This window comes from Devosia sp. MC1541, assembly GCF_012847305.1.
In the GTDB taxonomy this organism is placed as follows: Bacteria; Pseudomonadota; Alphaproteobacteria; order Rhizobiales; family Devosiaceae; genus Devosia.
This window is the reverse complement of record NZ_JABBDZ010000005.1, coordinates 44,824-69,974: the sequence shown is the minus strand read 5'-3', so window position 1 is coordinate 69,974 and position 25,151 is coordinate 44,824. Positions and strand designations below refer to the sequence as shown.

The following is a 25,151-nucleotide window of genomic DNA, read 5'->3' as shown; positions in this document are numbered from 1 at the left end:
CATCCCCTATTTTGCAATGGGACCTTTAAGATTTTGTTTCCCATTCACCTGACGGCGGAACCACTCACGATCTCGTGACTTATATTCATCATTGCGCCTGTAAAATATTCAGGCGATTAAATATGTGCCTGCCGAGATTTCAGATGCCAATTAGCAACAAAACATTCATCCGATCGACAGCACTCTTAATGCTCACCGGCTTGATCGCCCTGATCGGCATCGTCGGGACCAATATTTGGTTGGTCGAGCGCTCCCAAGGCTATTTCCAGGAAGTTATTGATGCGCGCTCCATACGCCGCGCATCTGTCGACCTACTCGGATCATTGCAGGATATGGAAACCGGGCAGCGCGGCTATTTGCTGACCCAGGACCGAAAATATCTTGAGCCATACGAACAGCATATTGAGGCAATCGATCGGAACCTGGCCGATCTGAATGCGAGCCTCAGCCAAATTGAAAACGCTCAAGAGTCGTTGCAGCGACTGAGCACCAATATCGCCTACAAGCGCGCCGAGCTCGCGGACACCCTAACCCTCGCTGATAGCCAAGGTTTCCCTGACGCGATTGAGCGGGTCCGCAGCGATAGTGGTAAGCAAGCGATGGATGACATCCGGGCTTTCCTCACGGCTGTGATGACAGGCGCGGATGATCGAATCTCTGCCGGTGCTGAGAACCAAGAAAACACGATCAATTTTCTCCGCCTCATCACGGTCGTGGGCGGCGCGGTCATTCTGCTGGTGGTCAGCGGCTCCATCTGGACCATGATTTCCTACATGCGCGAACTGGCCCTTGCGCGCAAAGAGATTGAAGAAGCGAACCTCGGGCTCGAAGCGCGCGTCGCTGATCGCACCAAAGAGCTGGGCAAGGCGAATGAGGAAATCCAGCGTTTCGCCTATATCGTCACGCACGATCTGCGCGCCCCGCTCGTCAACGTCATGGGCTTCACCAGTGAGATGGAAACAGGCGTTGCAGCCGTGCGGACCTATATGGAACTGCACCCGCCTGCCCCCGGCGACACAGTGGCTGAGGAAGCCTATCTGGCCGCCTCTGAAGATCTTCCCGAGGCCGTCACCTTTATTCGCGCTGCCACGCGCAAGATGGATAGCCTCATCAACGCTATTCTCAAAATCTCCCGCGAAGGGCGGCGCACCTTGCGCCCTGAATCTATTGATCTCAAACGGCTCGTTGAAAATTCGGCGGCGGCCGTCCATCATCAACTCGTCGAAGGGCAAGGCGAGATCAATATCGACGTCAAGGTCAACGAGCTGTTCACCGACCGGCTGTCTGTCGAGCAGGTTTTGGGCAATATTCTCGATAATGCCATCAAATACCAAAGCCCAAATCGGCCGCTACACGTTCGGATCACGGCGCGGAACGCGCCCGGCAATCGCGTGATCATTGATGTCGCAGATAATGGGCGCGGCATTGCTGACACTGACCACGAACGCGTCTTCGAGCTCTTCCGCCGCTCTGGCACCCAAAACAATCCAGGCGAAGGCATTGGCCTCGCCCACGTCCGCACCATGGCCCGCAGCCTCGGCGGCGACGTAAAACTCTCATCCAAACTCGGTGCAGGCACCACCTTCACCGTCGATCTTCCGCGCGATCTGCGCGCATACCTAAAGGGAAATGGGGCATGAACAACGCGCGTCCAGTGACCATCGTCATGGTCGAAGATGATGAGGGCCACGCCCGCCTCATCGAGAAAAACATCCGTCGTGCTGGTGTTGCCAACGAAATCCTTGGCTTCACCAACGGCACCGATGCACTCGAATTCCTTCTTGGTCCCGACGGCACCGGCCAAACCAATCAGGGGCGCCAGCTTCTGGTTTTGCTTGACCTCAACCTGCCCGACATGACCGGCATCGATATCCTCGAAAAAGTCAAAGCGAACGAGCATACTCGCCGCTCACCGGTCGTGGTGCTCACCACCACCGATGATCAGCGCGAGATCCAGCGCTGCTACGATCTGGGCGCCAACGTCTACATCACCAAGCCGGTAGACTATGAAGGGTTCGCTCATGCCATCAAACAGCTCGGCCTGTTCTTCTCAGTCATGCAAATTCCAGAGGCCGAATAATCTAAATGCCGAATAGAACGCCGACCGTTCTTTATGTTGATGACGACCCGGGTCTGACGCGGCTGGTTCAAAAAGCCATGCAGCGCAGGGGCTTCCACTTCTTCAGCGCTGGCGGCGTTGGAGAAGCGCTGACCCATTTGCAGAATGAAAATATCGATGTCGCCGTGCTTGATCACTACATGCCCGACGGCACCGGCCTAGACATTCTCGCAGGCATGGGCACGCTCGAAAACCGGCCCGGTGTTGTCTATGTGACAGGCGCTGCTGAAACCGAGATTGCCGTGTCCGCCATGAAGTCCGGGGCCACCGACTTCGTCCCCAAGACCGGTTCTGAGCAATTCATGGAACTGCTCTTGGTGGCGATTGATAGCGCCGTCGACAGTGTGAGATTGACCCGCGCCAATGAACGCGCCAACCGCGAAGCCCGTGAAGCCCGCGAACGCGCCGAAATGCTGTTGGGGGAGGTCAATCATCGTGTCGCCAATTCACTGGCCATGGTTGCCGCGCTCGTCGGCTTACAAGCGAACGCCTTAGAGGATCAGGAAGCCAAGCGCGCCCTCTCCGAGACGCAGGCGCGTATTCATGCTGTGGCCGGGGTGCATAGGCACCTTTATACCTCCGGCGACGTCCGAACCGTGCAAATTGGCGACTATGTCTCCAGCCTGATTGGCGAACTCGAAAACAGCGTTCAGGCAGAAGGCCAAACCGCACGCATTCGCACCGATGTGCAGAGCTTTCCAGTCCCAACGGAGAAGGTGGCCTCTCTCGGCGTCATTCTCATTGAGTTGGTCACCAATGCGCTCAAATATGCTTATGAGGGTCGCGAGCCCGGCGAAATCCGCATCACGATGCGCTGTCAGAATGACAGTGTTCGCTTGATCATCGAAGATGATGGCGTTGGCTGGAGCGGCGTAGGCAAACCGCGTGGCACTGGGTTGGGAACGCGCATCGTCAGAGCAATGGCCCATTCCCTCAGTGCCGATGTCACTTATCGTAACGGGCCGGGCACAAGCGTTGAGGTCACCTTCCCGCTGAACGGCTGAGCATAGAGCACAGGGGCAAGCTCGTTCGGTACAGCGGCAAATTTCACGATGCCCACAACCAGTGCCAAAACCAGAGCGCCGCTCAGGACGTAGAACCTAAAGTAGCTGTTTTTGAAAGGGTTTTTCCGACCCCGCATCGGATCACCGCTGTTAGAATAGTCCATAGAGAGGCCCGTAATTGTATTGCAGACATAAGCCCGTCGCCGGGAAGTGGTTGCAATAACAAACCTAAGAGTGTGCCCAAAACATCAAAGACCGGGATTGCTCCCGGTCTTTCGTATGTCGTAAATCCTTAAGCCAGCTTGGATTTAGCCTTCTGGGCCTTAAACTCAGCCGGGTTAAATTCGCGGTCACCCTTAGCGTCACGAATGCGTGTCGGCAGGCCAAGCCTGCCCAAAAGATCGATGAACGGCACAGCTGGCAGTTCTTCGACATTGGCCATGCGATGGCAATCCCACTCACCCGTAGCGATCAGCATTGCGGCCGCGACAGCAGGCACACCCGCCGTATAGGAGATCGCCTGGCTATTGGTCTCAGCAAAGGCTTCTTCGTGGTCTGAGATGTTGTAAACTAACAGCTCAGTGGCCTCGCCATTGCGCGTGCCCTTGATGAGATCGCCAATGAAGGTCTTACCGGTGTAGCCCGGCGCGAGCGACATCGGATCAGGCAACACCGCCTTCACCACCTTAAGCGGCACAACTTCCAAGCCCTCTGCCGTCGTCACCGGCTGTTCAGAAAGCAGGCCAAGGTTGTTCAGAACGGTGAAGACATTGATGTAGTGCTCGCCAAAACCCATCCAGAAACGAACATCTGGAACACCGAGATTGGCCGAGAGCGAATGCACCTCGTCGTGACCGGTGAGATAGGTCGTGTGCGAACCAACGACCGGCAGATCGTCCGTGCGCTTGACTTCGAACATCTTGTTCGCCGTCCACTCGCTATTCTGCCAGCTCCAAACGGTGCCGGTGAATTCACGGAAGTTGATTTCCGGGTCGAAATTGGTCGCAAAATAGCGCCCATGGCTACCAGCGTTGACGTCGATAATGTCGATGCTGTCGATCTGGTCGAAATAGGCATTCGCTGCCAGCGACGCATAAGCATTGACCACGCCTGGGTCAAAGCCAGCACCGAGAATGGCTGTGACGCCCTTGCGCTCGCATTCATCGCGATGCTTCCACTCGTAGTTGCCGTACCACGGTGGCGCTTCGCAAATCTTCTTAGGGTCTTCGTGAATTGCTGTGTCGATATAGGCAACACCCGTATCCATACAGGCGCGCAGAACCGACATATTCAAAAACGCAGAACCGGCGTTGATGACGATGTGTGTGTGGGTCTGCTTGATCAGTGCCTTGGTGGCTTCGACATCCATTGCGTCGAGCTTATGTGCAGCCAAGACTCCAGGGCGCTTAAGCGCCTTCTTGTCCAAAATGCCCGCAACCAGTGCGTCAGCCTTGGACAGCGTTCGGGAGGCAATGTGAATGTCTCCCAAAACATCATTGTGCATTGCAGCCTTATAAGCTGCGACCTGCGCGACACCTCCGGCGCCGATGATCAGTACGTTTTTCTTCAATTGTCACGAAACACCTTTTTATGGGTGGAAAGGTCAGCCAATCCTAAGACAGGCTAGCGAGATAGTCAGAATAGTCGAACGTGCGTACCAGCTCGACATCCCCATTTCGTTTCTTAATAGCGATGGAAGGCATGGCAACACCGTTGAACCAGTTCTTCTTCACCATTGTGTACCCGCCTGCGTTCTGCAGAGAGATACGGTCTCCAACCTTGAGTTCCGTCGGAAAATCGTATTCGCCAAACACGTCACCGGCGAGGCACGACTTGCCCGCGATAACATAGTGGTTTGGACCGGCATTGGGTTCCATTTCGGCACTCTGCCGATAGATCAACAGATCCAACATATGGGCTTCAACGGCGCTATCGACAATGGCGACAGACTTTTCGTTTTCGACCACATCAAGAACCGACACTTCCAGCGTCGTAGTTCCAGTGACGATCGCGTCACCGGGCTCAAGATAAACTTGTAGCTGATAGCGCTCAGAAAACGCCTTGAGGCGTGCTGCCAGCGCATCGATGTCGTAGCCAGCGCCGGTAAAGTGAATACCACCACCAAAGCTGACCCACTCGAGCTTCTCGAAAAGGTGACCGAGCTTTTCTTCAAAAGTGTCGAGCAATGCGGAGAAAGCGACAACACTGTCGTTCTCGCAATTGCAGTGCAGCATGAACCCGCTGACGCGGTCCATAACCGCCTCAACCTTGCTGACGTCGCGTTCCCCCAGACGGGAGTATGGTCGCGCCGGATCGGCAAGATCGAAATGGGAATGACTCACGCCCGGATTGACCCGCAGCCCAACTGGCATATGCGCAGCCTTGGCACCAAAACGCTCGAGCTGATTGATCGAGTTGAAGATCATCTTGTCGGCGTACGAAATCGCTTCGTCGATTTCATCATCGGACCAAGCCACGGAATAAGCGTGGGTTTCCCCGCCAAACTTTTCCTTGCCCAAACGCACTTCATTCAGCGAGGACGAGGTTGAGCCGTCCATATGCTGGGAGATTTGCGGAAAGGTTGACCAGGTCGAAAACGCCTTAAGCGCCATCACAGCTTTCGCCCCGGAGAGCTGCCGCAGGCGATCAACTTTTGCCAGATTGAGATCGAGCTTGGCTTCGTCGATCAGGTAAAACGGTGTTGCCAGGGGCATCGCGCCAACTCCAAAAAAGCGTGTGCCCGCCGGAAATACGGCGGAGGTCCAAGGGGCCCCCGTTTAAGGGAAGATGACGAAAATCGCAAGGGCACACAGGGATATCTCACGGGGTTGCGACCCCACGTCCTGTGGACGCCCCTCCCCACCACCATGGGGAAGGTATGCCAGTTGACCTATAAGCCGGGTTCTGTAAGGCCGCTAAAAGCGACGCGGTGACCATTCATCTGAGGCGGCCGTCGCCGGCGCGCTCGTGCAACCAACCCGGATGATCTGGCCTCGAAACAGGCTGGGCATAAAGCCCGCGTCATCCCTATTTGGTTTTGCTCCCGGTGGGGTTTGCCGTGCGGCCTCTGTCGCCAGACGCCCGGTGCGCTCTTACCGCACCCTTTCATCCTTACCTCGGCATGCCGAGGCGGTTTGCTTTCTGTGGCACTTTCCCTAGGGTCGCCCCCGGCGGCTGTTAGCCGTCACCGTGTTTCGATGGAGCCCGGACTTTCCTCCAACGGGCAGTTACCCACCCGCCAGCGGTCACCCGGTCAACTGACGGTGCCTAAATGCGGCAGCGCCACTGATCCGTCAAGTGAGCATCGGTTGGGGTTTGGGCCGAGTAATCGCTTGATACGCCAAATTGATCGACGCCATGCGCGCGGTCGCCACATCGATCAGCTCTTCAGGCACGCCTTTAGCAATCAAACGATCCGGATGGTGTTCGGCGACCAGCAGGCGATAAACCCGGCGCACTTCCTCAGGCGGCGCATCGTGGCGCAGGCCCAGCACCATATAAGGGTCCACCCCCTCCTCCAGCATCACATGCTGGGAGGCGATCTGTTCAAACCGCGCCTCATCGAACCCAAAAATTGAGCTGACGTGTCGCAGGTATTCCAGCTCGCTTTCATGCACGAGGCCGTCCGCCGTGGCGATAAAGAACAGCCCGTCGAGCACGTGCTCCAGCGTTTCTGGCGTTTCAGCGAAATAGCGGGACACTTTGCGTGCATAAGAATCGTAGCCAGCAACATCCTGCTTGGCCAAGTTGAAAAGCTTCTGCACCTGCTCGCGGCTACCATCGGCAATATCGACCGTAGCGTTAAACGCCCGCACTTCCGATGCGGTCACCGCGCCGTCAGCCACAGCCATCTTGGCCGACAAGGCAATCAAGGCCAGCGTAAAGGCAGCGTCGCGCCCACCCGGTAGCCATGTGTCTGGGTCGAGAATATCAGCCACTCGGCCCGCGAGGCCGGTGCGATCTGAAAACGAGCCAAGGAACCGCGACAGCTTATGACGCAGATCGTTGTTCTCTTCAGCTTTGCGGACGCAAGATAACATTTGCTGTCGCTTTCAGTTTCCGTCGAAACACCTCTCTATCGGCATTTTACGATGAAGTCCATGCCAGCACCGCATGGACCCGTTTCATCAGTTCAACGGATAGACTTCATATTCGGGGATGTCCCTACCGTCATAAACCAGAGGGAAGCCCCTTGGTTGCGCGTTCGCGGGACCTTGATCAAAGAAAAAACCGCCCGGCACATAGTCATTGCCACCACCAACATTGGCCGGAGGCACGACTGCGTTTGGTGGCACAATCTGCTGGCGGCGAACGGTGGCGCGGCTACCCCGCTGATTGAGGAAATCCTGCACAGGCCCAGCTTCCCATTCTTCCATCTCATCAAGCTCTTCAGGCCGAATGACGCGATTGTCTTGGAGTCGGATAACACGGTTATCTGACGGACGTATGACGGTCTGACTATGGATCGGCGGCGTATCGATAATCAGCGGCGGTGTAGACGCAACCTCGACTGACGGCGGACGCTGCCACGCAGGCGTCGGAAACCCGACGACCTTTGGCACAGTAGCAACAACCGCAGGTGCAGGAGCCGGAGCGGCTGGTGGCGTTGCAACGGGCACAGCCACCGGAGCCGGTACTGGTTTTGGCGCAGGCTTCTCTACGGCCTGCTGCGCAGGCTGTATCGACGCCGGAACTGCTGGCTTCGCGGCAACCGGCTGGGTTTCAGGCTGAGCCGCGGGCTTAGCCGCAGGCGCGCTGCCACCGCCTGAGATATAATCGGGAAGCGCACGCCCGGAGTTCAAAAAATTATCGACCACATCGCCAGACTGAGCCGCAGCAGGTGCACTCGCCTTTGGAGCTTCAGCCACCTCTTGCCGCGCTTCAACCACTGGAGACGCCGGGGCTGAAACGGCTGCAGGCGCCGAAGTAGCAGCAGGCGCACGCACTTCACTGACCACAGCCACGCTTGATCCGACATCAGGCATGAACTGGCGAGTAATGAAGTCTGCGGATGGAATGGCAACGACCAGCAAAGCGCCGGTCCAGGCCAAGCCATTGGTAATGCGGCGGTCGATCTTCATAAACATCATCCAAACGGCTGTGGGCGCTAGGCGAGGACAAACCCCGCTTTCATGGCCACAATATGAACTGCGGCCATGATCCCATCATCCGCCACCCCGTCTGAACGGGGGATGAACGCCTCTTACGGGCGGCGACCCAGCAAGCGCGCGAGTGCCAGAACCAGATTTGACCGGTTCAGCGTAAAGAAGTGGAACTCCGTTATGCCTTCATCGAGCAGTTCGGTGACCTGTTCCGCCGCAACCGCTGCAGCCATGAGCGCATGCGTTTCTGGGTCTTCGTCGAGCCCATCAAAACGCTCTGCGAGCCATTCTGGGATCGACGCACCGCAGCGACCGGCAAAGCCTGAAATCTGCTTGAACGAGTGGATTGGCTGAATGCCGGGCACGATTGGCGCGGTGATACCGGCCTTTTGCGCGCGCTCGACATAGCGCAGATAGTCCGCGTTCGAGAAGAACATCTGCGTAATCGCACGGTTCGCACCGGCATCGATCTTGCGCTTGAGATTGTCGATTTCGACATCCCAGCTTTCGCTCTGTGGGTGCTTTTCCGGATAGGCGGCAACCGAAATATCGAAATCGCCAATCTTGCGGATACCCGCAACCAGATCAGCCGCGTTCTGATAGCCTTCCGGATGCGGCGTGAACGGCTGCCCAATGCCTTCTGGTGGATCACCGCGCAGCGCCACAATGCTGGTCACGCCAGCATCCTTATAGCCGCGCACAACCTCGTCGACTTCGGCCTTGGTCGCGCCAACGCAGGTCAAGTGCGCTGCCGCTGGCACACCGGTGTCCGATGCAATGCGGCTCACCATGCGCAGCGTACGCTCGCGTGTCGAACCACCGGCACCATAAGTCACCGACACGAAACGTGGCTTCAGCGGCGCAAGCTTGTGTACGCTTTCCCAAAACCGCTCTTCCATAACGTCGGTCTTGGGGGGAAAGAACTCGAACGAGATCTGCAAATCCGGCCGCGTCTCTGCGGTCTTGCGGCTAGCGCGCAAATTGTCATCGAGCATTTTAGTTTTCCGTCTTATTTCGATCGACCAGAGACCACAGACACACGGTCAGCCCCTGATCATTTGTGTCGCTTGGGAACAGACGTACAGACTGCACATCCATTCCCGCTGAATTGGCCCAACCCGACATCTGCTCATCGGAGAGCCCGAGGCGTCGGTGCGCATGGTCGGTGCGCAAAAATTCGAGTGTGTGCGGCGCAAAGTCGACGATCAGAACCTGCCCACCGGGTTTCAACAACCCCTTGGCCTGCGCCAGCATTCGACCCGGATCGTCAAAATAGTGCAGCACTTGGTGCACCACGATCACGTCCGCTGGTCCCAGCGTGCTATCGAGCGCCGCCATATCGCCGAGGCGAACCTGCGCATGGGCGAGCCCAGCTTCCACCAGACGCGCTCTGGCAACCGCCAACATTTCACGGCTGGAGTCGATGCCGATCCCGCGCTCGTATGCAGGCGCCAGCACCTCGAGCATCCGCCCTGTACCCGTCCCCAGATCAAGCAGCAGCTCAATCTTGCGTTCGCCAACCGCTTCCAAAACCGCCGCTTCCACCGCAGCTTCTGGCACATGAAGGGTTTTTAAGAGGTCCCAGCTGTCCGCCACTTGCGCGAAGTAATTCGCCGCCAGAGCCTGCTGCGCGCTCCGCGCTTCAGCCTGACGCGCTCTGTCGCGCAACCGCTCAGGGTCGGTCGGGTCAACACGTGAGGTCAGCCAACGGGCCAGATCTGCGCCCTGCCCCGATGGGGTCAGGCGATAGTAGGCCCAGGCCCCTTCCGCATGGCGTTCGATTAGGCCTGCATCGGCAAGCAGTTTCAAATGACGGCTGACACGGGGCTGACTTTGATCCAATATCTCGGTCAGGTCCTTGACCGAGTGATCGCCATCGGCCAGAAGCGCCAAAAGGCGCAGCCGGGTGCTTTCCCCCGCCGCCTTCAAAACGCCCACCAACTCGTTCAGATTGCTCATACACACCTCAGATATAAAGATATGTTTATATCTTTATCGTGACGAGGTCTAGCCTGTTCTTAACCCATCTGCCGTCATTCTGCCACGCGGTTCCTTTTGAAGGGCCCGCCCGGCAAACCGCCGTATTCCAGCGCCCGCCCGCTGATAGGAGACTTTATGCTGCCACTTGAGTGGATCGACAATCACCCGCTGGTCAGCACAAGCATAGCGCTCATCCTGCTCGCACTCGCCGCTTATGCTGCGAATCTGGTGATCAAGCTCGTCCTCTTGCGTGTTCTGCATCGCCTGCTCAAGTTCACGCCCTATGGCAAAGACCCCGAGCTCAGCCGCCAGAATGTCATTGAGCGCCTCTCCCAGGCCGCGCCACCGCTAATTATCGCACTCGGCATCGCCATCGTGCCAAACCTGCATGATGTTGCCGTCGTCGCCATTCGCAACGTCGCCAATGCCACCATTATTCTGATGCTGGCCCGCGCCATTTCGGCTGTGCTCAACGTCGTTGACGTTATCTACCATCGCCGCCCCAAGGCCCGCCTGCGGCCGATGAAGAGCTATATTCAGGTCCTCAAAATCGCCGTCTACGTCATCGCCACGGTGATGATGATCGCCACCCTGATGGATCAATCCCCGGTCATTCTGCTCTCGGGTCTTGGCGCCATGGCCGCCGTCTTGATCCTCGTATTTCAGGACACGCTGCTCTCGCTGGTCGCAGGCATTCAGATTTCGTCCACCGACATGGTCCGCGTTGGCGATTGGATCGAAGTGCCCAATCAGGACGCCAATGGTGATGTTCTCGCCATCGAGCTGCACACGGTCAAAGTCCAGAACTTTGACAAAACCATCACCACCATCCCCATTCGCCGCCTCGTCACTGATCCGTTCAAAAACTACCGTGGCATGCAGGAATCCGGTGGCCGTCGCATCAAGCGCGCCATCAATATCGACCAAAGCTCCATCCGCTTCCTCAACCAGGACGAACTCGATCGTCTGGCCTCAATCGGCCTTCTCGAAAACTACCTCAAAAAGAAGCGTGAGGAGATTGCGCAGTGGAACGCCAGCCTGGGCGAGCGCGCCACAGTCCCTGCGAACACGCGCCGCTCAACCAATATCGGCGTCTTCCGCGCTTACGCTGAAGCGTATCTGCGCAACCACCCCCACATTCACCCCTCAATGGTGATCATGGTGCGCCAGATGGAGCCCACCTCCACCGGCTTGCCGATGGAGTTCTATGCCTTCACCAACACTGTGGTTTGGGTGAATTACGAAGCTATCCAGTCGGACATCTTCGATCATCTCTATGCCATTCTGGCAGAGTTCGACCTGCGCGTTTTCCAAGAACCCGCAGGTCACGACATGCAGCAAATGGGCAAGCTACTCGCTCAGCCAAGCCGGACCGTTCAGGCCGAATAGCGTTCTAGGCTGGGGCCTTTCTTACGAAAGGAATGCGCGCGCCAGAGGGCGAAAATCTCTCTGGCGTCTTCCAGCTCCAGCGCCTTAAACCGCGACAGGACCATCCGCTTTTCTTCTTCAGATGGCAGATCGCGCCACGGCAGTGTGGCAACAATCGCCTCATAAAGGTCTGCGTTCAGCCCCAGCGCTTTCAGCGCCACGGTGAGCGCTGCGTAGTCCTGCGAGGCCAGCCAGCGCACCACGATCTCCGGACCGACCTTGAGCATCACAGCAATGCCCGCAGCCGAATGGTGACCATAGCCAAAGCGGGCAAATCGCGCCAAAGCCCGATCATCAAGCTGACGGCGATCCGCCAAGCCCTTTACCTGATTATAGGCGACCTTCCATTCCTGCGCGTTGAACCCCGCACGAGCGCGCAGGCGATTGTAAACCACCGCATTGATCTTGCTCGCCGTTACCGGATCGAGCGTCACATTGGCTTGCGGAATAGCCTGCAGAACCTTTTCAGACGCCTCATCGATCTCGTTGCGAACCGAGGACCAATCGATATCATTGCGTCCGCGCAAATCGTCAGCCAGCGCTGCGTCCTGCTGGGCACGCTTAATCAGTTTCGCCAGCGTTTCCCGTGCAAACTCAGCCTTGGGGTTTTGCACCAGACGCACAACCGAAGCGCCGTCGCCATGCTCGACAATGGCTTCCCCAACCCGCTCATTGACGCCATTGCGGCTAGCAATGGCGATGCGATGTTCCTCGCTTTGGTTGGCGATGATGTCGATCAGATCGTCATCACTGAGAACCGTCGAGAACTCGAGCAGAGGGTGGGCCACCTCAATCGCGTCATTCGCGAGCCGAAGCACCACCGTGCCGGGTGCGCGCTCCAGTGGAGCCAGAATTTTCGCTACATGCGCCCGCGCTTCGATCTCGACATATTCAGCCAAGCGGCAGAGCGCTTCGTCATACTGATTGACCTGATCGTCGTCGCAGCGATCAGACACAAACGAAAACAGCTGCGCCATGTTCCGGAACAGCATTGTGCGTTCAGACGTATCGCTGTCGGTCGTCAACACGCGAAAACTTGCGAACGCTCTTTGCCCATTATCATTCTCGCCCATGCGCCCTATCTCCGAGTGTGGCTTTTTGGGAGAGATTGAACCCCTATCTGCTTGTGGCTGCTAAAGCTTCACTCCAGCATTTGAATAAAATTGTAGCAAATGGAGTTCCGCGAGCACTTCCGGCGGCATGAGGTTAACCTCAGGAAACTGCTCATGCAAAGCCGCCGTCAACCCTGACAGCACCTGCCGCCTATGCTCGACAGATAGAAAATGACGCGCTGAGGTATAATGCAGGTGCTGGATCATCGCCGTGGCGCGCTCAGGCGTTAATGTCGCCAGCATGGTTTCTTGCTCGGGCGTCATGCTCTGCAAGGGCGAGATAAAAAACAACGCAATGGCTTGGGCATGAGGCCACGCCTGAAACAACTCCAACGTTGTCGCCTGCACCTCGGCGCGCCGTCCTCCGGCCATAAGAGCGGTGCATTTTAGGATCAGGAGATAGGCGTAAAACTCTGTACCAAACTCTGCCAGTTCCAGCCCGAGGTCATAGAGCCTTAGCGCCTCCTCGAGTTTCCCCGCACACATATAGAGCTGCGCCCTTGTGGCATAGGCGGCGGCGAAAGCGGTCGATTCCGCAAACGCTTCTTCCGCCAATTGCTCTGCAAATTCATGATGACCGCGATTGATGAAAAACAACATCTTGGCGGCCGCCAACTTCAACAACGGATTGTCTTCCGTGGCCTGCAGATGCCCAAAAACCAGGCTCTCGATCTCATCCTGCAAAGCCTCCACTGCGCCCGGCGCAGATAGCGCCGCATCAGGGGGCCAATCAATGCTTTGCACCATGCGATTGAACGCCCAAAGCATCGCCAATGTTGAGTCATTGGGCGCATGCCCCCGCGCTGCCTTGAGCTCGCGCTCGCCCTCTCGCCAATGCGCTACAGGCGCCATGAGCGCGCGGTTCGCCTGACTCAAGCGGATTTCCAGAGGAACATCGCTCGCGCTGATCGGCGCTGTATGGTCGGGTTGAGCCATATTTTGTCAAATGGAGCTCCGCACCCAACGCGCCAACTCAATAGCTTTTGGCAAGGCATGACCCCGCTCAACGACCAGACGCACGCTGGCCAAAGCACGCGGACTATCGCGACCGGTCAGCGTGAGCACGCCATGAACGCGCCCCTCATCGGCAATACAGGCCAGCGCCAAGCCATATTGATGCTGCCCCTTTTCGCCTCCACTTGCGTCGATGACCACAGCGCGGCCACCTCCGAGAAGACTGGCGAGTTGTCGATGGACTTGAGCGACAAGCTCCTGCGCCAGAGGCGCCCCCACCTCTCCTTGAAGCGGTCCGAGCACAAGAAATGCGTCTGAAGTTTTGCGCGTCTCTTGCGCCACCCACACATAGCCTTCGCCATATTGCGTGGCGACAAACCGGGGCTCCCTTGCGTCGTCCTTCAAATGCCGGCGCAGCTTATTGACGAGAAAATCGACATTCCGCTCGCCCGCCTCGCGACCAGTTTGACTGAGGGATTGAGCCAACTCACTCCGTGTCACCACGGCTCCTGCTCTCCGTGTCAGGGTCAGCAGCAAGGTGCGTTCTTGTCGGGTGAACACCACGACACAGCCATCCGCACGTCGTGCCGACCGCATCGAAGTTTCAAAATCAACACCTTCGTATGAAGGCATCCCCCCTCCTAAAACCGACCCCATCACAAACAAAATTCAAAAATCAAACAGTGAGCTAACAATCACACAATAGTCTTCATCACTCAAACGCAAATACCACAAAGGAGTGATCATGACCAAAACCAATTACGACTATGGAAATACACCCCTTTGGAGCGCCATGATTAGCGCCAGATCGAACGGCGCCATCAAACAAATGTCAGAGCGTTATTCATGTGACGCTCCAGCGCCACTCGACACGCCTTCAGCCACTGTGTGGCAGCGCATGGCTGGCTGGCTGAAACGCACCGATTAGAAGCAAAAAGGCCCCGATGCTGAGCACCGGGGCCTTCATACTTAGAGCAAAGCTCTAGCGATTAGCGCAGATCGAAACGGTCTGCGTTCATCACCTTGGTCCAAGCCGCCACGAAGTCACGAACGAACTTCTCAGCATTGTCCGCCTGGCCGTACACCTCTGCGATTGCGCGCAGCTGGCTGTGCGAACCAAAGATGAGGTCAGCGCGGGTCGCGGTCCAACGCGCTTCGCCAGTCACACGATCAACGCCCTGATAGACATTGTCGCCAGCTGGGGTCCACTTGGTGGACATGTCCAGCAGGTTGACGAAGTAGTCGTTGGTCAGCGCTTCTGGGCTGTCGGTGAAGACGCCATGTTCATTGACGCCAGCCTTGAGCACACGCAGACCACCAACCAGTGCGGTCATTTCCGGAGCGGAAAGGCCGAGCAGCTGTGCACGGTCAACCAGTGCAGATTCTGGCGACAGGCGCTGCTTGCGGTAGAAGTTACGGAAACCGTCTGCCTGTGGTTCGAGCCACTTGAAGCTGTCAGCGTCGGTCTGTTCGTCGGTCGCGTCAACGCGGCCTGGGGTGAACGGAACTTCGATAACAACGCCAGCGTCGAGCGCTGCCAGTTCAACACCGACAACACCGGCCAGAACGATCAGGTCAGCAAGCGAAACACGCTTGGAGCCGGTCTGGGACTCGTTGAATTCAGCCTGAATTTCTTCGAGCGCAGCAAGCACTTCTGCAAGCTGTTCTGGCTGGTTGACTTCCCAGTCCTTCTGCGGCGCGAGACGAACGCGAGCGCCGTTTGCACCGCCGCGCATGTCCGAACCACGATAGGTCGAAGCCGAAGCCCAAGCGGTCGAAACCATAGCCGATACCGAAAGACCAGCGGCTTCGATGTCGCCCTTAAGAGCCACGATGTCAGCATTGTCGATCAGCGCAAAGTCACGCGCTGGAAGCGGGTCCTGCCAGATCAGTTCTTCCGATGGAACTTCCGCGCCGAGGTAACGAGCCTTCGGGCCCATGTCGCGGTGGGTCAGCTTGAACCAAGCGCGCGCAAATGCGTCAGCCAGTTCATCTGGGTTCGCCAGGAAGTGACGGGAGATCTTGTCGTAAGCTGGGTCCATGCGGAGCGCCAGATCGGAGGTCAGCATCGCTGGAGCCCAGCTCTTGCCTTCGATATGCGCATCCGGAACAGTGCCAGCACCGGCGCCGTTCTTTGGCGTCCACTGCTTTGCACCAGCTGGCGAAGTGGTCAGTTCCCATTCAAAACCATAAAGGTTTTCAAGGAACTTGTTGCTCCACTGGGTCGGGGTCTGCGTCCAGATGACTTCGAGACCCGACGAAATGGTGTCTGCACCCTTGCCCGAACCAAACTTGCTGTTCCAGCCGAGGCCCTGTGCTTCGATTGGCGCGCCTTCTGGCTCAGCTTCAACCAGCGATGCGTCGCCCGCACCGTGGGTCTTGCCGAAGCTGTGACCACCAACGATCAGTGCAACGGTTTCGTAGTCGTCCATCGCCATACGGGCGAAGGTGTCACGAATGTCACGAGCAGAATCCAGCGGATCGGCGTTACCAGCCGGACCTTCTGGGTTCACATAGATCAGGCCCATCTGCACAGCGGAGAGGGCGTCGTCGAGCTTGCGCTCGCCGGTGTAACGCTCAGCGTCCGAAAGCCATTCGCCTTCCTGACCCCAGTAGATGTCCAGTTCTGGAACCCAGGTGTCAACGCGGCCGCCAGCGAAACCAAAGGTCTTGAAGCCCATGGATTCGAGCGCAACGTTACCGGTCAGGATGAACAAGTCAGCCCAGGAAATACGGTTGCCGTACTTGCGCTTGATTGGCCACAGCAGACGGCGGGCCTTATCAAGGTTGACGTTATCTGGCCAAGAGTTCAGCGGCGCGAAACGCTGCTGGCCTTCGCCACCGCCACCACGACCGTCCTGAACACGGTAGGTGCCAGCGGAGTGCCAAGCCATACGGATCATGAACGGGCCATAGTGACCCCAGTCGGCTGGCCACCATTCCTGGCTGTCGGTCATCAGCGCGCGAAGGTCTGCCTTGAGGCCTTCGTAGTCGAGCTTTGCAAACTCTTCAGCGTAGTCGAATTCTTCGCCAAGCGGGTTCGCTTGAGCAGAATGCTGGTGCAGGACCGAGAGGTCGAGCTGGTTTGGCCACCAGTCGCGGTTCTGCGTACCGGCCTGCTGCTTGCCATGATTCACCGGGCACTTGCCTGTCGGTGCTGCGTCTTTCTGGTCAGGGAATACGTTATCTTCCACAGCGGGGCTCCTTTTTATTGGCCCCACATATACGGATTCGCACGCCATAAGGCCAATTGATAATTCTACCAATCATGATAAGATTATCTTATCATGCAAATCTCGTTGAAACAGATGCGTTACGCCGTTGCAGTCGCCCGCGCTGGCCATTTTGGCCGTGCTGCGGAAACCTGCGCAGTCACCCAACCTGCCCTGTCTCAACAGATCCTCGCCCTAGAGGCCCTGTGTGGCACGCCTTTGTTCGACCGGTTGAAAACGGGCGTTCGCGTCACCCCATTCGGTCAAGAGTTCGTTCTGCTCGCCGAAGAGGCCCTCCGCAGTGCCGAAGCGCTCGACGCTTTCGCCTTGCGTCACGCCGACCGCCCCGATCGCCCTCTCCGCTTTGGTCTTATCCCCACGGTCGCGCCTTACCTGCTGCCCGAAATTTTCCCAGCGCTGGGCCAGACCATGCCCGATTTGCGCTTTGCGATTTCCGAAGCGCAAACCGATAATTTGCTCACCAGTGTCCAGGACGGACGTCTTGATCTCGCGCTGATCGCCACCGAGCCACCACAAACCGGCCCACGCCTTGTGGTTCATGCCCTATTTGAAGATCACTTCGTTCTGGCCACGCCCAGCAATGAAATTGTCCAGCAGCCGGTTTCGCTCGACACCATCGCTCCTGAACGCATGCTCCTGCTTGATGAGGGCCATTGCTTCCGCGATCAGGCCATTGCCGCCTGCGGCCTGCCGGGCCGTGGCAAGAGCACGTTTTCCGCGACCTCGCTCTCAACCATTGTGGAGTTCGTCGCCTCAGGCCAGGGCGTCACCCTGCTGCCTGAAATTGCGATGCGCAAAGAAGGCCATAACCCGCGCATTGCGGTCCATCGTCTCAATGACCCAACCGCAACCCGTCAGTTGCGGCTCGTCTGGCGCGAAGCCACGCCCTTTGGCAAAACCTTTGAAGCCATTGCCCATCAGATCCGCCAGGCCCAACCGCCAACCGCCGCCTAGGCCTTGCTGCGACGGTAGCGTCTCAAACCGTCCCACGAGTAGATCGCCAAGGCGAACCAGATCAGGGCAAAGCTGGCAAATCGCACCGGATCAATGCTCTCACCAAAATAGGTAATCGCCAGCACAAAGGTGATGGAAGGCGAGAGATACTGCAGCATGCCAATCGTCGTCATGCGCAGGCGGCGAATGCCATATGCAAACATAATCAACGGCAAAGCTGTCGCCGGACCGCTCATTACCAAGAGCGTCATCAGCTTGGGATCAGCATGAACCCCCGCCCCGTTCGCCGCAAAATAAAGCCCTACCAGCACCATGGCGATGGGCGACACGACAATCGTCTCAACAAACAGCCCTGAAGTTGAGCCCACCTGCGCAGTCTTGCGAATATAGCCATAGGCCGCAAAACTCAGGGCTAGGCTGAGCGCAACAAGAGGCACCTTGCCCAGCGCCACCCACTGAATAGCAATCGCGAGACACGCCACCGCAATCGCCGAATACTGCACGCGGTTCTGTTTTTCTCCCAAAAGCGCGATGCCAATGGCGACGTTGACGATGGGGTTGATGAAGTAGCCAAAGCTGACCTCCAGCACCTGCCCGCTTTCGACCGCCCACACATAGATCAGCCAATTGCCAAACAGCAGCAGCGCCGAGCTGGCCAAAACCGCCAAGGTTCGCCGATTGGCCAAAACCGCCTTAACTTCGCCAAATCCAGTGGTGAAGGCGAGCAAGAGCCCGACAAACAGCACCGACCAAAGCGCCCGCTCTGCCACCACCAACACCGAGCCCGCGGGCTCAAGAAAGTGGAACAACACCGGCAAAACGCCCCAGGTGGAATAGGCCCCGACCGCGGCGAGAACCCCACTATTGTCGTTCGCCTTGGCAGGCTGTGGACCACGAACACGATTTGGCGAAGACATAGAACTACCCCGGCACGGACCCGTGCCCCTTGGCAGTAACAGGCTCACAGCACGCCATCAATTGGCCCCGCGCGCCTCCGGTATAAACTTTGCCACCCTTGGCAAACTTTTGACTCTATCCCACGTTGTACTCAGTGACCGCACTTGAACGCGGGACCATAGAGAGGAGAAACAGATGAAAACTGTCACCTGGATCCTGATTGCCAACGGCACGCAAGCCCGCGTTGTCGAATACAACGGCCCCAATAAGGGTCTCACCACAATTGGCGCCCTCGATTGGTCGATAGAGCCCCTGCAAGCGCAAGACATCAACACCGATAAAGAGGGCAAGGGCAAAACCTCAGACAAAAGCCCCGCCCAATTGCGCGAAGCCGATTTCATCAAGGAAGTTGCCGCCCGCCTCGATAAACGCGCTCTCAAAAACGAATTCCAACGCCTCGTCATCGCCGCCGCCCCGATTGCCTTGGGCAATCTGCGCAAGGCGATGTCCGAGCACGTTAAAAAGACCATTATCGCTGAGTTGGACAAAGACCTGACCAACATCCCCACCGACCAAGTCGGCAAGCATTTCGACGGCATTATTCCCGTCTAACTCAAACCTTCGGCACACTCGCTGCCATCCCTCCCCCGACCCGGGGGAGGCTAGGTGGGGGTATGTCCGCCACCGTCCGAAGTCAGATCATCCCGTTTGGATAATCTGAGGGCAGAAAGCCATGACTGCTACGCTCGAATGGCTGGATTGACGAAGGTGACACACCAGCCTCGCCACACACCCGATCTGCCTCCCTCCCCCTCGAGGGGAGGGATTGAGGGTGGGGGGACTAAACCCTCAAACGCGAACGCCTAAACCGCGTCCTCGTCCTCATCTTCGTCATCCACCCCGCTCAGCACGTCCAAAAACTGCAAGAGCAGTGAATTGACCAAGTCCGGTCGTTCAACGCTTGGAATATGCGCCACGCCCTCAAGCACCACGGCAAATGCATTGGGCATGGTTTCCGACAAGGTTTCGTGGCGCTCAACCAGCGCCGTAAAATCCTCATCGCCAACGATCAGCAGCGCTGGCGCCGTCAGATCCTCTGTGCGATCCCACGCCTTTGGCCGCGCGATCTCTCCCGTCAGCTCCGGCTTGCGCAAAATATTGCCGTTCATCTCCATAAACAGCGCCCGCGCATCCCCGCCCACACGGCCGCTTTTCGCCCGAGGTCCATCCAGCCATTGATGGGTGATAACCTTATTGAGCATGTCGAGATCACCGCGATCCCATGCGTCTTCTTCGGCCATTTCAATGGCGCGTTCTTCCGCCGTCGCCGTCCATGGCGCGCCTGTCACCGAAGTCCCAATCAGCACCAGACCCAACACGCGTCCCGGATGCGCCAGCGCAAAGTCGATGGCGAGGCCACCGCCCATCGAGCAGCCGACAAACAGCGCCGCGTGAATATCGAGCGCGTCGAGCAAGGCTTCGAGATCGTCGAGATGGTTGAAAGCTTCGTCGGTGCTGGTGGTCTCGCCATAGCCCCGTCGATCATAGGCAATGGCGTGCCAACCGGCATCCGCCACCGCGCTCATCTGCTCGGCCCACATGCGTTTGTCGCAAACACCGGCGTGCAGGAAAATGATCGGGAGCCCGTCCCCCTGTTCTACCCCCTCGATGGTTGCGCCACCAATGTCGATAGAAAAGGGTTCTGCGGTCATTTTAGGAACTCACTCTGCGATACTGGCGCAGAAGGTAATCTCTTTGATCGGCGCAAACCAGCAACCGTCTCGATCCGCTACCGGAAAAAAGCGCCCCAATTGTGCGGGCGACCGACCGGGCTGACTATCTGCGGCGATCACATAACCAAGACCAGCGCCATCGGCCTCATGGGCGAAAACGAAAGTGTCGCCGTTTGGCAGAGCAAAGGTAATGCCGCCACCGTCGACTGCCACGTCACACGCGAAGCTGTCGTAGCCAGTCAAAGAGCATTCCCCAGAAGCCCCCAGCGCGGGCACTGCGAGAGCGCAGCAGAACAGCAATGCCGCTCCCGTCAAAAACCTCTTCATCAAATCCCCCAGAAAGCCAAGGCTCCGCAACCGCGGTGGTTTTGCACAGCTTACCGTAGAAAGTCCAGCGGCCTCAAAGGGTTTTCGCATCCTCCTGCCGCAATGGTAAAACAGCCCCTTAATTGAGCTTGAGCAGGGTGTTAAGCGCGTTCGAAATGTCGGCCTGAGTGTAAGGCTTTGAAACCACAGGACTGTCCTGCCATTCCGCCGACAGCCCCTCGCGTCCGTACCCCGTTGCAAAGAGGATCGGCACGCCCCGGTCGGCCAAAATCTTCGCCACGGGGAACACCGAGGAACCACCGATATTGACGTCCAATATCGCAGCATCGGGCTGTTCAACCGACGCCGCCAGCGATTGGGCTTGGTCGATCCACATCGCTTCACCCACGATTGTGAACCCCAAATCCTCCAAAATGTCTTCGAGATTGAAGAGGACGAGCGTTTCGTCCTCGACCACAAAAATCTTGCCGGATGGATTAGCCAAAATCGCCCTCCTGCGCGCCATAAGCTGCTGGGGGCACCGACAACAGTGCCGAAAATCCCTCAGCGGCATAACGCTGGTTGAGCGTCCCACCCAATTCACCGGTCACGACCGTGCGCAAGAGGCGCGAGCCAAATCCGGTTCGCGTCGGCTCCGCCACACGTGGGCCGCCGCGTTCCACCCAGTTGATCATCAATTCCGTGTTGGCGCCCTGCTCCCAACTGACCGACAACACACCATCGGCCGAGGACAGAGCGCCATGCTTGGCGGCATTGGTCGCCAGTTCATGCAACACCAACGCCAGCGCAATCGTCGACTTGGCGTTGATCGGGATGATCGGCCCGCCATAGCGCACGCGCTCATCGTCAAACGCCGAGAGCTCCTCTCGCACCAATTGGCCGATTTCCGTGTCGCGCCAACTGCGCTGGCTCAAAATCGTATGGGCCTTTGAGAGCGCAATCAGCCGAGATTCAAAATTAGATCGGGCCGTGTCGAGGTCATCGGTCGTCCGCAAGGTCTGCCGCGCGATCGATTGCACCGTCGCCATCGTGTTCTTGACCCGATGGTTCAGCTCATCGATCAGCAGGCGCTGCCGCCGCTGCGCTTTAACGGCCTCGGTTCGATCAATCCCATGCACAAACACACCGGTGATATGGCCGTCACGATCCTTGATCGGGTTAAAAGTGAAATCGAGATAGCGCTCCAAAGGCGGCTGGCTCGGATCATTGTTGATGATCACCTTCGCCGCCTCGGCACTATGGAAATATCCCTCGTGATAGACCCGGTCGAGCAACAGGAAGAACCCTTGCTCAATCATTTCCGGCAGGGCGTCCGCGCCAGCCATGCCCAAAGTCGCGCGATTGTTCACCATCGTCGCGAACCCATCGGAGGCGAATTTGATTTCGTGGTTCGGGCCCGACACCACCACCACAAAGCCCGGTGCCTGCTGAAAGAGCCTGCGAAACTCTTCGGCCGTTTTTTCAGTCTCACGCGTGCGTTCGATCAACTGTGAGGCCGCCGGAAACGCTGCGACCGCCAGCGCCCCATCACCATCGGCACTCGCCAACTCGGACACATCCACCGCCTGCTGCAAGATGTATTCCACCTCACCATCCTCGCCAAAAATAGGCACTTGGACGGCGGTCCAATACTTGTCGCGGATCGTGCCGTCCGCGCCAGCGATGGGGTAATGCAGGTAAGGAAGTGTCTGACGCAGCCCCGTCTCCAAGACGCGCTCATAGGATTGCTGGAGTTTATCGCGCCCTTCTCCCGGATTAGGGAACAGGTCGCGCACCATCCGCCCCACGACGTTTTCGCGCTTGCGTTCGGCGGCCTCCAAATAGGCCGCGTTCACAGCCACAATGCGCAGCTCGCGATTGAGAAGGAGGTAGGGACTGGGGAGCGCCTCAAAGACGCGGGAAAAGACCGTCACATCCATGCGCGCGTCAGCCCCTTACAAAAATAGTCCGAAACCGGAAGACGTTTACGTCTAACATTGGTTCCCGCCATAAGCAGAACTGCCATACGAAACCGGCAAACAAGAGCAGCTTTCCCTCACATTGCTTAAGGCCCAATGAAGAGAACACTGCTTTTTTCTCTAGGTGGAGGCCGGAGAACTTTTCTAGACTTATCCCCGCCAACATAACCTAAGTTAGTTTCATGCCCGTTGTGCCCATGAGCACGGTCATGACGAGTGAACGGGACGCAATGGCAGATGCAATGGGGTCGCCCATTGCTGATCCAACCTCTGGACCTGGTAGTCAGCGTGATACCCTAGGGCCAAGATCGTGGCGGCCGCTGCCAGCGCTGCCACAGCCAAGCCCAAATGCGGCAGCGCAATTGGGCGACAGCTTCTTGCGATGACGGGCCTCGTCATTGGCCAGATCGCCCAGAGGTGAGGATGGTCTGTCACTCCGGCGAGGCGGAAACCTCACCCTTTTCACCACCCCTTTTATCGAGGCCAAGTCTCGCCGGGGTTGCTCATCCAACAAAAAACCGGCCCCGAAATTCGGGACCGGCTGAATGTGTTGCTCGTCTTGAACAGACTTAGCGGGTCAGCGGCTTGTAGGTCGCGCGCTTTGGATTGACGGCATCGGCGCCAAGACGACGGACCTTGTCCGCTTCATAGTCCTGGAAGTTGCCTTCAAACCATTCAACATGGCTATTGCCTTCAAAGGCCAGCATGTGGGTCGCCAGACGATCGAGGAACATACGATCGTGGCTGATGATCACTGCGCAACCTGCGAATTCTTCCAATGCTTCTTCAAGCGCTGCAAGAGTTTCGGTGTCGAGATCGTTGGTCGGTTCGTCGAGGAGGAGAACGTTCGAGCCCGCCTTGAGCATCTTTGCAAGGTGAACGCGGTTACGCTGACCACCCGAAAGATTGCCAACCTTCTGCTGCTGATCGCCACCCTTAAAGTTGAAGGTGGAGGTGTAAGCGCGCGAGTTCATTTCGCGCTTGCCGAGCATCAGTACGTCGTCGCCGCCAGAAATTTCTTCCCAAACGGTCTTATTGCCATCGAGCGCATCGCGGCTCTGATCGACATAACCAAGGTCAACGTTTTCAGCGACCGTGATGGTGCCCGAGTCTGGCTTTTCTTGACCGGTGAGCATCTTGAACAGCGTGGTCTTACCCGCGCCGTTCGGGCCGATGATCCCGACGATACCGCCCGGAGGCAGCTTGAACGAAAGGTTGTCGATGAGCAGACGATCGCCAAACGACTTGGAGATGCCTTCTACGTCGATAACATTGTGGCCAAGGCGTTCGCCTGGCGGAATGATGATCTGAGCGGTGTGCGACTGAGTACGCGCATCGTTGATCTTGACCAGTTCGTCATAGGCCTTGATACGCGCCTTGGACTTGGACTGGCGTGCCTGAGGCGACATGCCCATCCATTCCTTTTCGCGTTCCAGAACCTTGGCGCGAGCCGCGTCTTCGCTCTTTTCCTGCGCAAAGCGCTTGGCCTTGGCATCGAGGTAAGCGGAGTAATTGCCTTCGTAAGGCACGCCACGGCCACGGTCGAGTTCGAGAATCCAACCGGTCACGTTATCGAGGAAGTAGCGATCGTGGGTGATGATCAGCACAGCGCCTTCGAATTCACGAAGGTGACGTTCGAGCCATGCGGTCGTTTCAGCGTCCAAGTGGTTGGTCGGTTCGTCGAGCAGCAGCAGATCTGGCTTGGAGAGCAGCAGCGCGCACAGAGCCACGCGGCGCTTTTCACCACCCGAAAGATTGGCCACCGAAGAGTCGCCCGGAGGGCAACCAAGGGCTTCCATAGCCACTTCGACCTGGCTTTCCAGATCCCAGAGGTTCTGGCTGTCGATAACGTCCTGGAGCTTGGCCGCTTCGTCAGCGGTCTCGTCCGAATAGTCCATCATCAATTCGTTATAACGATCGATGACAGCCTTCTTCTCCTTAACGCCGAGCATGACATTGCCCAGAACGTCGAGGTTTGGATCGAGCTGTGGTTCCTGCTCAAGATAGCCAACCTTGGCGCCATCGGCAGCCCAGGCTTCACCGGTGAATTCGGTGTCGATACCGGCCATGATCTTGAGAAGCGTAGACTTACCCGAGCCGTTCGGGCCAAGGATGCCGATCTTCGCATCGGGGTAGAACGAGAGGTGGATGTTATCCAGAACCTTCTTGCCCCCGGCATAAGCCTTGGACATGCCGTGCATGTGATAAATGAACTGTCTGGCCATCGCCGCGTTCCTCGAATGGAAATTTGTGCCTCATTTAAGTGATACCCACCAGCTAAGCAACCGCCGCAGCAAAAGCCAAATGCCGCGCTTGCTCGGAATGTCGGCGTAATTTGAAGTCGGAGCTT

Annotated in this window: 23 protein-coding genes and 1 other RNA gene; 7 read left to right on the top strand and 17 right to left on the bottom strand. The window is 57.6% G+C overall.

Annotated features, from left to right (window positions below; translation table 11 throughout):
* The first annotated feature begins 143 nt into the window (after positions 1 to 143).
* From HKD40_RS07625 to HKD40_RS07615, 3 genes are read left to right on the top strand one after another with little or no spacing between them, the layout of a single operon-like run.
* Positions 144 to 1,640, top strand: coding sequence for a CHASE3 domain-containing protein (locus HKD40_RS07625; RefSeq protein WP_169195145.1), 1,497 nt, complete (start codon positions 144 to 146; stop codon positions 1,638 to 1,640).
* Positions 1,637 to 2,080: a response regulator gene (locus tag HKD40_RS07620; protein ID WP_169195144.1), complete on the top strand. Its 444-nt coding sequence runs from the start codon at positions 1,637 to 1,639 to the stop codon at positions 2,078 to 2,080. The genes HKD40_RS07625 and HKD40_RS07620 overlap by 4 nt, the downstream gene beginning before the upstream one ends.
* Positions 2,081 to 2,085: 5 nt before the next feature.
* Positions 2,086 to 3,123, top strand: coding sequence for a histidine kinase dimerization/phosphoacceptor domain -containing protein (locus HKD40_RS07615; protein ID WP_169195143.1), 1,038 nt, complete (start codon positions 2,086 to 2,088; stop codon positions 3,121 to 3,123).
* A 292-nt stretch (positions 3,124 to 3,415) separates the two neighbouring features.
* Here the strand turns inward: HKD40_RS07615 and HKD40_RS07610 are convergent, their stop codons facing one another.
* From HKD40_RS07610 to HKD40_RS07580, 7 genes are all read right to left on the bottom strand, one after another.
* Entirely contained in the window at positions 3,416 to 4,693 is a 1,278-nt protein-coding gene (locus HKD40_RS07610) for a saccharopine dehydrogenase family protein (RefSeq protein WP_169195142.1), read from the bottom strand.
* Positions 4,694 to 4,736: 43 nt separating this feature from the next.
* Entirely contained in the window at positions 4,737 to 5,837 is a 1,101-nt protein-coding gene (gene nspC, locus HKD40_RS07605; protein WP_169195141.1) for a carboxynorspermidine decarboxylase, read from the bottom strand.
* Between the two features lie 163 nt (positions 5,838 to 6,000).
* Positions 6,001 to 6,384, bottom strand: an RNA gene (gene rnpB / locus HKD40_RS07600) — RNase P RNA component class A.
* Between the two features lie 32 nt (positions 6,385 to 6,416).
* Positions 6,417 to 7,163: a DnaJ family molecular chaperone gene (locus HKD40_RS07595; RefSeq protein ID WP_169195140.1), complete on the bottom strand. Its 747-nt coding sequence runs from the start codon at positions 7,161 to 7,163 to the stop codon at positions 6,417 to 6,419.
* Between the two features lie 87 nt (positions 7,164 to 7,250).
* Positions 7,251 to 8,204, bottom strand: a complete 954-nt coding sequence (locus HKD40_RS07590; RefSeq protein WP_169195139.1) for a hypothetical protein — start codon at positions 8,202 to 8,204, stop codon at positions 7,251 to 7,253.
* A gap of 122 nt (positions 8,205 to 8,326) precedes the next feature.
* Positions 8,327 to 9,220 carry a methylenetetrahydrofolate reductase [NAD(P)H] gene (gene metF / locus HKD40_RS07585; RefSeq protein ID WP_169195138.1) on the bottom strand — a complete coding sequence of 298 codons (894 nt, stop codon included), beginning with the start codon at positions 9,218 to 9,220 and terminating at the stop codon, positions 8,327 to 8,329.
* A 1-nt stretch (position 9,221) separates the two neighbouring features.
* A complete protein-coding gene (locus HKD40_RS07580; RefSeq protein WP_169195137.1) occupies positions 9,222 to 10,184 on the bottom strand; it encodes a metalloregulator ArsR/SmtB family transcription factor in 963 nt (320 codons plus the stop codon).
* A gap of 156 nt (positions 10,185 to 10,340) precedes the next feature.
* Between HKD40_RS07580 and HKD40_RS07575 the strand changes: the two genes are divergently transcribed.
* Positions 10,341 to 11,594: a mechanosensitive ion channel domain-containing protein gene (locus HKD40_RS07575; RefSeq protein WP_169195136.1), complete on the top strand. Its 1,254-nt coding sequence runs from the start codon at positions 10,341 to 10,343 to the stop codon at positions 11,592 to 11,594.
* Here HKD40_RS07575 and HKD40_RS07570 read toward each other — a convergent pair.
* The 3 genes from HKD40_RS07570 to HKD40_RS07560 all read right to left on the bottom strand — a co-directional run bounded on the left by HKD40_RS07570 (position 11,582) and on the right by HKD40_RS07560 (position 14,332).
* Positions 11,582 to 12,706 carry a DUF2336 domain-containing protein gene (locus HKD40_RS07570; RefSeq protein ID WP_169195135.1) on the bottom strand — a complete coding sequence of 375 codons (1,125 nt, stop codon included), beginning with the start codon at positions 12,704 to 12,706 and terminating at the stop codon, positions 11,582 to 11,584. The genes HKD40_RS07575 and HKD40_RS07570 overlap by 13 nt on opposite strands.
* Positions 12,707 to 12,766: 60 nt before the next feature.
* The gene (locus HKD40_RS07565) at positions 12,767 to 13,519 is read right to left on the bottom strand and encodes a hypothetical protein (protein WP_169195134.1); all 753 of its coding nucleotides are present in this window, start codon (positions 13,517 to 13,519) and stop codon (positions 12,767 to 12,769) included.
* A 168-nt stretch (positions 13,520 to 13,687) separates the two neighbouring features.
* On the bottom strand, positions 13,688 to 14,332 hold the full coding sequence (locus tag HKD40_RS07560; protein ID WP_169195133.1) for a helix-turn-helix domain-containing protein: 645 nt from the start codon (positions 14,330 to 14,332) through the stop codon (positions 13,688 to 13,690).
* Positions 14,333 to 14,444: 112 nt separating this feature from the next.
* Here HKD40_RS07560 and HKD40_RS07555 point away from each other — a divergent pair, with 112 nt between their 5' ends.
* Complete coding sequence (locus HKD40_RS07555) at positions 14,445 to 14,627, top strand: hypothetical protein (RefSeq protein ID WP_169195132.1); 183 nt, start codon at positions 14,445 to 14,447, stop codon at positions 14,625 to 14,627.
* Between the two features lie 61 nt (positions 14,628 to 14,688).
* On the opposite strand, the gene katG is transcribed toward HKD40_RS07555, so the two are convergent.
* Positions 14,689 to 16,893, bottom strand: coding sequence for a catalase/peroxidase HPI (gene katG / locus HKD40_RS07550; RefSeq protein WP_282567600.1), 2,205 nt, complete (start codon positions 16,891 to 16,893; stop codon positions 14,689 to 14,691).
* A gap of 93 nt (positions 16,894 to 16,986) precedes the next feature.
* On the opposite strand from katG, the gene HKD40_RS07545 reads away from it, so the two are divergent.
* Entirely contained in the window at positions 16,987 to 17,886 is a 900-nt protein-coding gene (locus HKD40_RS07545) for a hydrogen peroxide-inducible genes activator (protein WP_169195130.1), read from the top strand.
* On the opposite strand, the gene rarD is transcribed toward HKD40_RS07545, so the two are convergent.
* A complete protein-coding gene (gene rarD / locus HKD40_RS07540) occupies positions 17,883 to 18,803 on the bottom strand; it encodes an EamA family transporter RarD (RefSeq protein ID WP_169195129.1) in 921 nt (306 codons plus the stop codon). The genes HKD40_RS07545 and rarD overlap by 4 nt on opposite strands.
* A 175-nt stretch (positions 18,804 to 18,978) precedes the next feature.
* Between rarD and HKD40_RS07535 the strand changes: the two genes are divergently transcribed.
* A complete protein-coding gene (locus HKD40_RS07535; RefSeq protein ID WP_169195128.1) occupies positions 18,979 to 19,395 on the top strand; it encodes a host attachment protein in 417 nt (138 codons plus the stop codon).
* 251 nt (positions 19,396 to 19,646) lie between these two features.
* On the opposite strand, the gene HKD40_RS07530 is transcribed toward HKD40_RS07535, so the two are convergent.
* The 5 genes from HKD40_RS07530 to ettA all read right to left on the bottom strand — a co-directional run bounded on the left by HKD40_RS07530 (position 19,647) and on the right by ettA (position 25,026).
* Positions 19,647 to 20,495 (bottom strand): alpha/beta hydrolase, encoded by an 849-nt coding sequence (locus HKD40_RS07530; protein WP_169195127.1) that lies wholly within the window; start codon positions 20,493 to 20,495, stop codon positions 19,647 to 19,649.
* Positions 20,496 to 20,504: 9 nt separating this feature from the next.
* A complete protein-coding gene (locus HKD40_RS07525) occupies positions 20,505 to 20,843 on the bottom strand; it encodes a hypothetical protein (RefSeq protein WP_169195126.1) in 339 nt (112 codons plus the stop codon).
* Between the two features lie 118 nt (positions 20,844 to 20,961).
* Positions 20,962 to 21,327, bottom strand: a complete 366-nt coding sequence (locus HKD40_RS07520; RefSeq protein WP_248305962.1) for a response regulator — start codon at positions 21,325 to 21,327, stop codon at positions 20,962 to 20,964.
* The gene (locus tag HKD40_RS07515) at positions 21,320 to 22,762 is read right to left on the bottom strand and encodes an HWE histidine kinase domain-containing protein (protein WP_169195124.1); all 1,443 of its coding nucleotides are present in this window, start codon (positions 22,760 to 22,762) and stop codon (positions 21,320 to 21,322) included. The genes HKD40_RS07520 and HKD40_RS07515 overlap by 8 nt, the downstream gene beginning before the upstream one ends.
* 608 nt (positions 22,763 to 23,370) lie before the next feature.
* On the bottom strand, positions 23,371 to 25,026 hold the full coding sequence (ettA, locus tag HKD40_RS07510; protein WP_169195123.1) for an energy-dependent translational throttle protein EttA: 1,656 nt from the start codon (positions 25,024 to 25,026) through the stop codon (positions 23,371 to 23,373).
* Between the last annotated feature and the right edge of the window lie 125 nt (positions 25,027 to 25,151).

Coding starts and splice junctions, on each gene's coding strand:
- HKD40_RS07530 (WP_169195127.1), bottom strand. CDS start 20,495: ATGACCGCAGAACCCTTTTCTATCGACATTGGTGGCGCAACCATCGAG.
- HKD40_RS07595 (WP_169195140.1), bottom strand. CDS start 7,163: ATGTTATCTTGCGTCCGCAAAGCTGAAGAGAACAACGATCTGCGTCAT.
- HKD40_RS07620 (WP_169195144.1), top strand. CDS start 1,637: ATGAACAACGCGCGTCCAGTGACCATCGTCATGGTCGAAGATGATGAG.
- ettA (WP_169195123.1), bottom strand. CDS start 25,026: ATGGCCAGACAGTTCATTTATCACATGCACGGCATGTCCAAGGCTTAT.
- HKD40_RS07555 (WP_169195132.1), top strand. CDS start 14,445: ATGACCAAAACCAATTACGACTATGGAAATACACCCCTTTGGAGCGCC.
- HKD40_RS07545 (WP_169195130.1), top strand. CDS start 16,987: ATGCAAATCTCGTTGAAACAGATGCGTTACGCCGTTGCAGTCGCCCGC.
- HKD40_RS07515 (WP_169195124.1), bottom strand. CDS start 22,762: ATGGATGTGACGGTCTTTTCCCGCGTCTTTGAGGCGCTCCCCAGTCCC.
- nspC (WP_169195141.1), bottom strand. CDS start 5,837: ATGCCCCTGGCAACACCGTTTTACCTGATCGACGAAGCCAAGCTCGAT.
- HKD40_RS07560 (WP_169195133.1), bottom strand. CDS start 14,332: ATGCCTTCATACGAAGGTGTTGATTTTGAAACTTCGATGCGGTCGGCA.
- HKD40_RS07625 (WP_169195145.1), top strand. CDS start 144: ATGCCAATTAGCAACAAAACATTCATCCGATCGACAGCACTCTTAATG.
- HKD40_RS07570 (WP_169195135.1), bottom strand. CDS start 12,706: ATGGGCGAGAATGATAATGGGCAAAGAGCGTTCGCAAGTTTTCGCGTG.
- HKD40_RS07575 (WP_169195136.1), top strand. CDS start 10,341: ATGCTGCCACTTGAGTGGATCGACAATCACCCGCTGGTCAGCACAAGC.
- rarD (WP_169195129.1), bottom strand. CDS start 18,803: ATGTCTTCGCCAAATCGTGTTCGTGGTCCACAGCCTGCCAAGGCGAAC.
- HKD40_RS07525 (WP_169195126.1), bottom strand. CDS start 20,843: ATGAAGAGGTTTTTGACGGGAGCGGCATTGCTGTTCTGCTGCGCTCTC.
- metF (WP_169195138.1), bottom strand. CDS start 9,220: ATGCTCGATGACAATTTGCGCGCTAGCCGCAAGACCGCAGAGACGCGG.
- HKD40_RS07590 (WP_169195139.1), bottom strand. CDS start 8,204: ATGAAGATCGACCGCCGCATTACCAATGGCTTGGCCTGGACCGGCGCT.
- HKD40_RS07580 (WP_169195137.1), bottom strand. CDS start 10,184: ATGAGCAATCTGAACGAGTTGGTGGGCGTTTTGAAGGCGGCGGGGGAA.
- HKD40_RS07615 (WP_169195143.1), top strand. CDS start 2,086: ATGCCGAATAGAACGCCGACCGTTCTTTATGTTGATGACGACCCGGGT.
- HKD40_RS07535 (WP_169195128.1), top strand. CDS start 18,979: ATGAAAACTGTCACCTGGATCCTGATTGCCAACGGCACGCAAGCCCGC.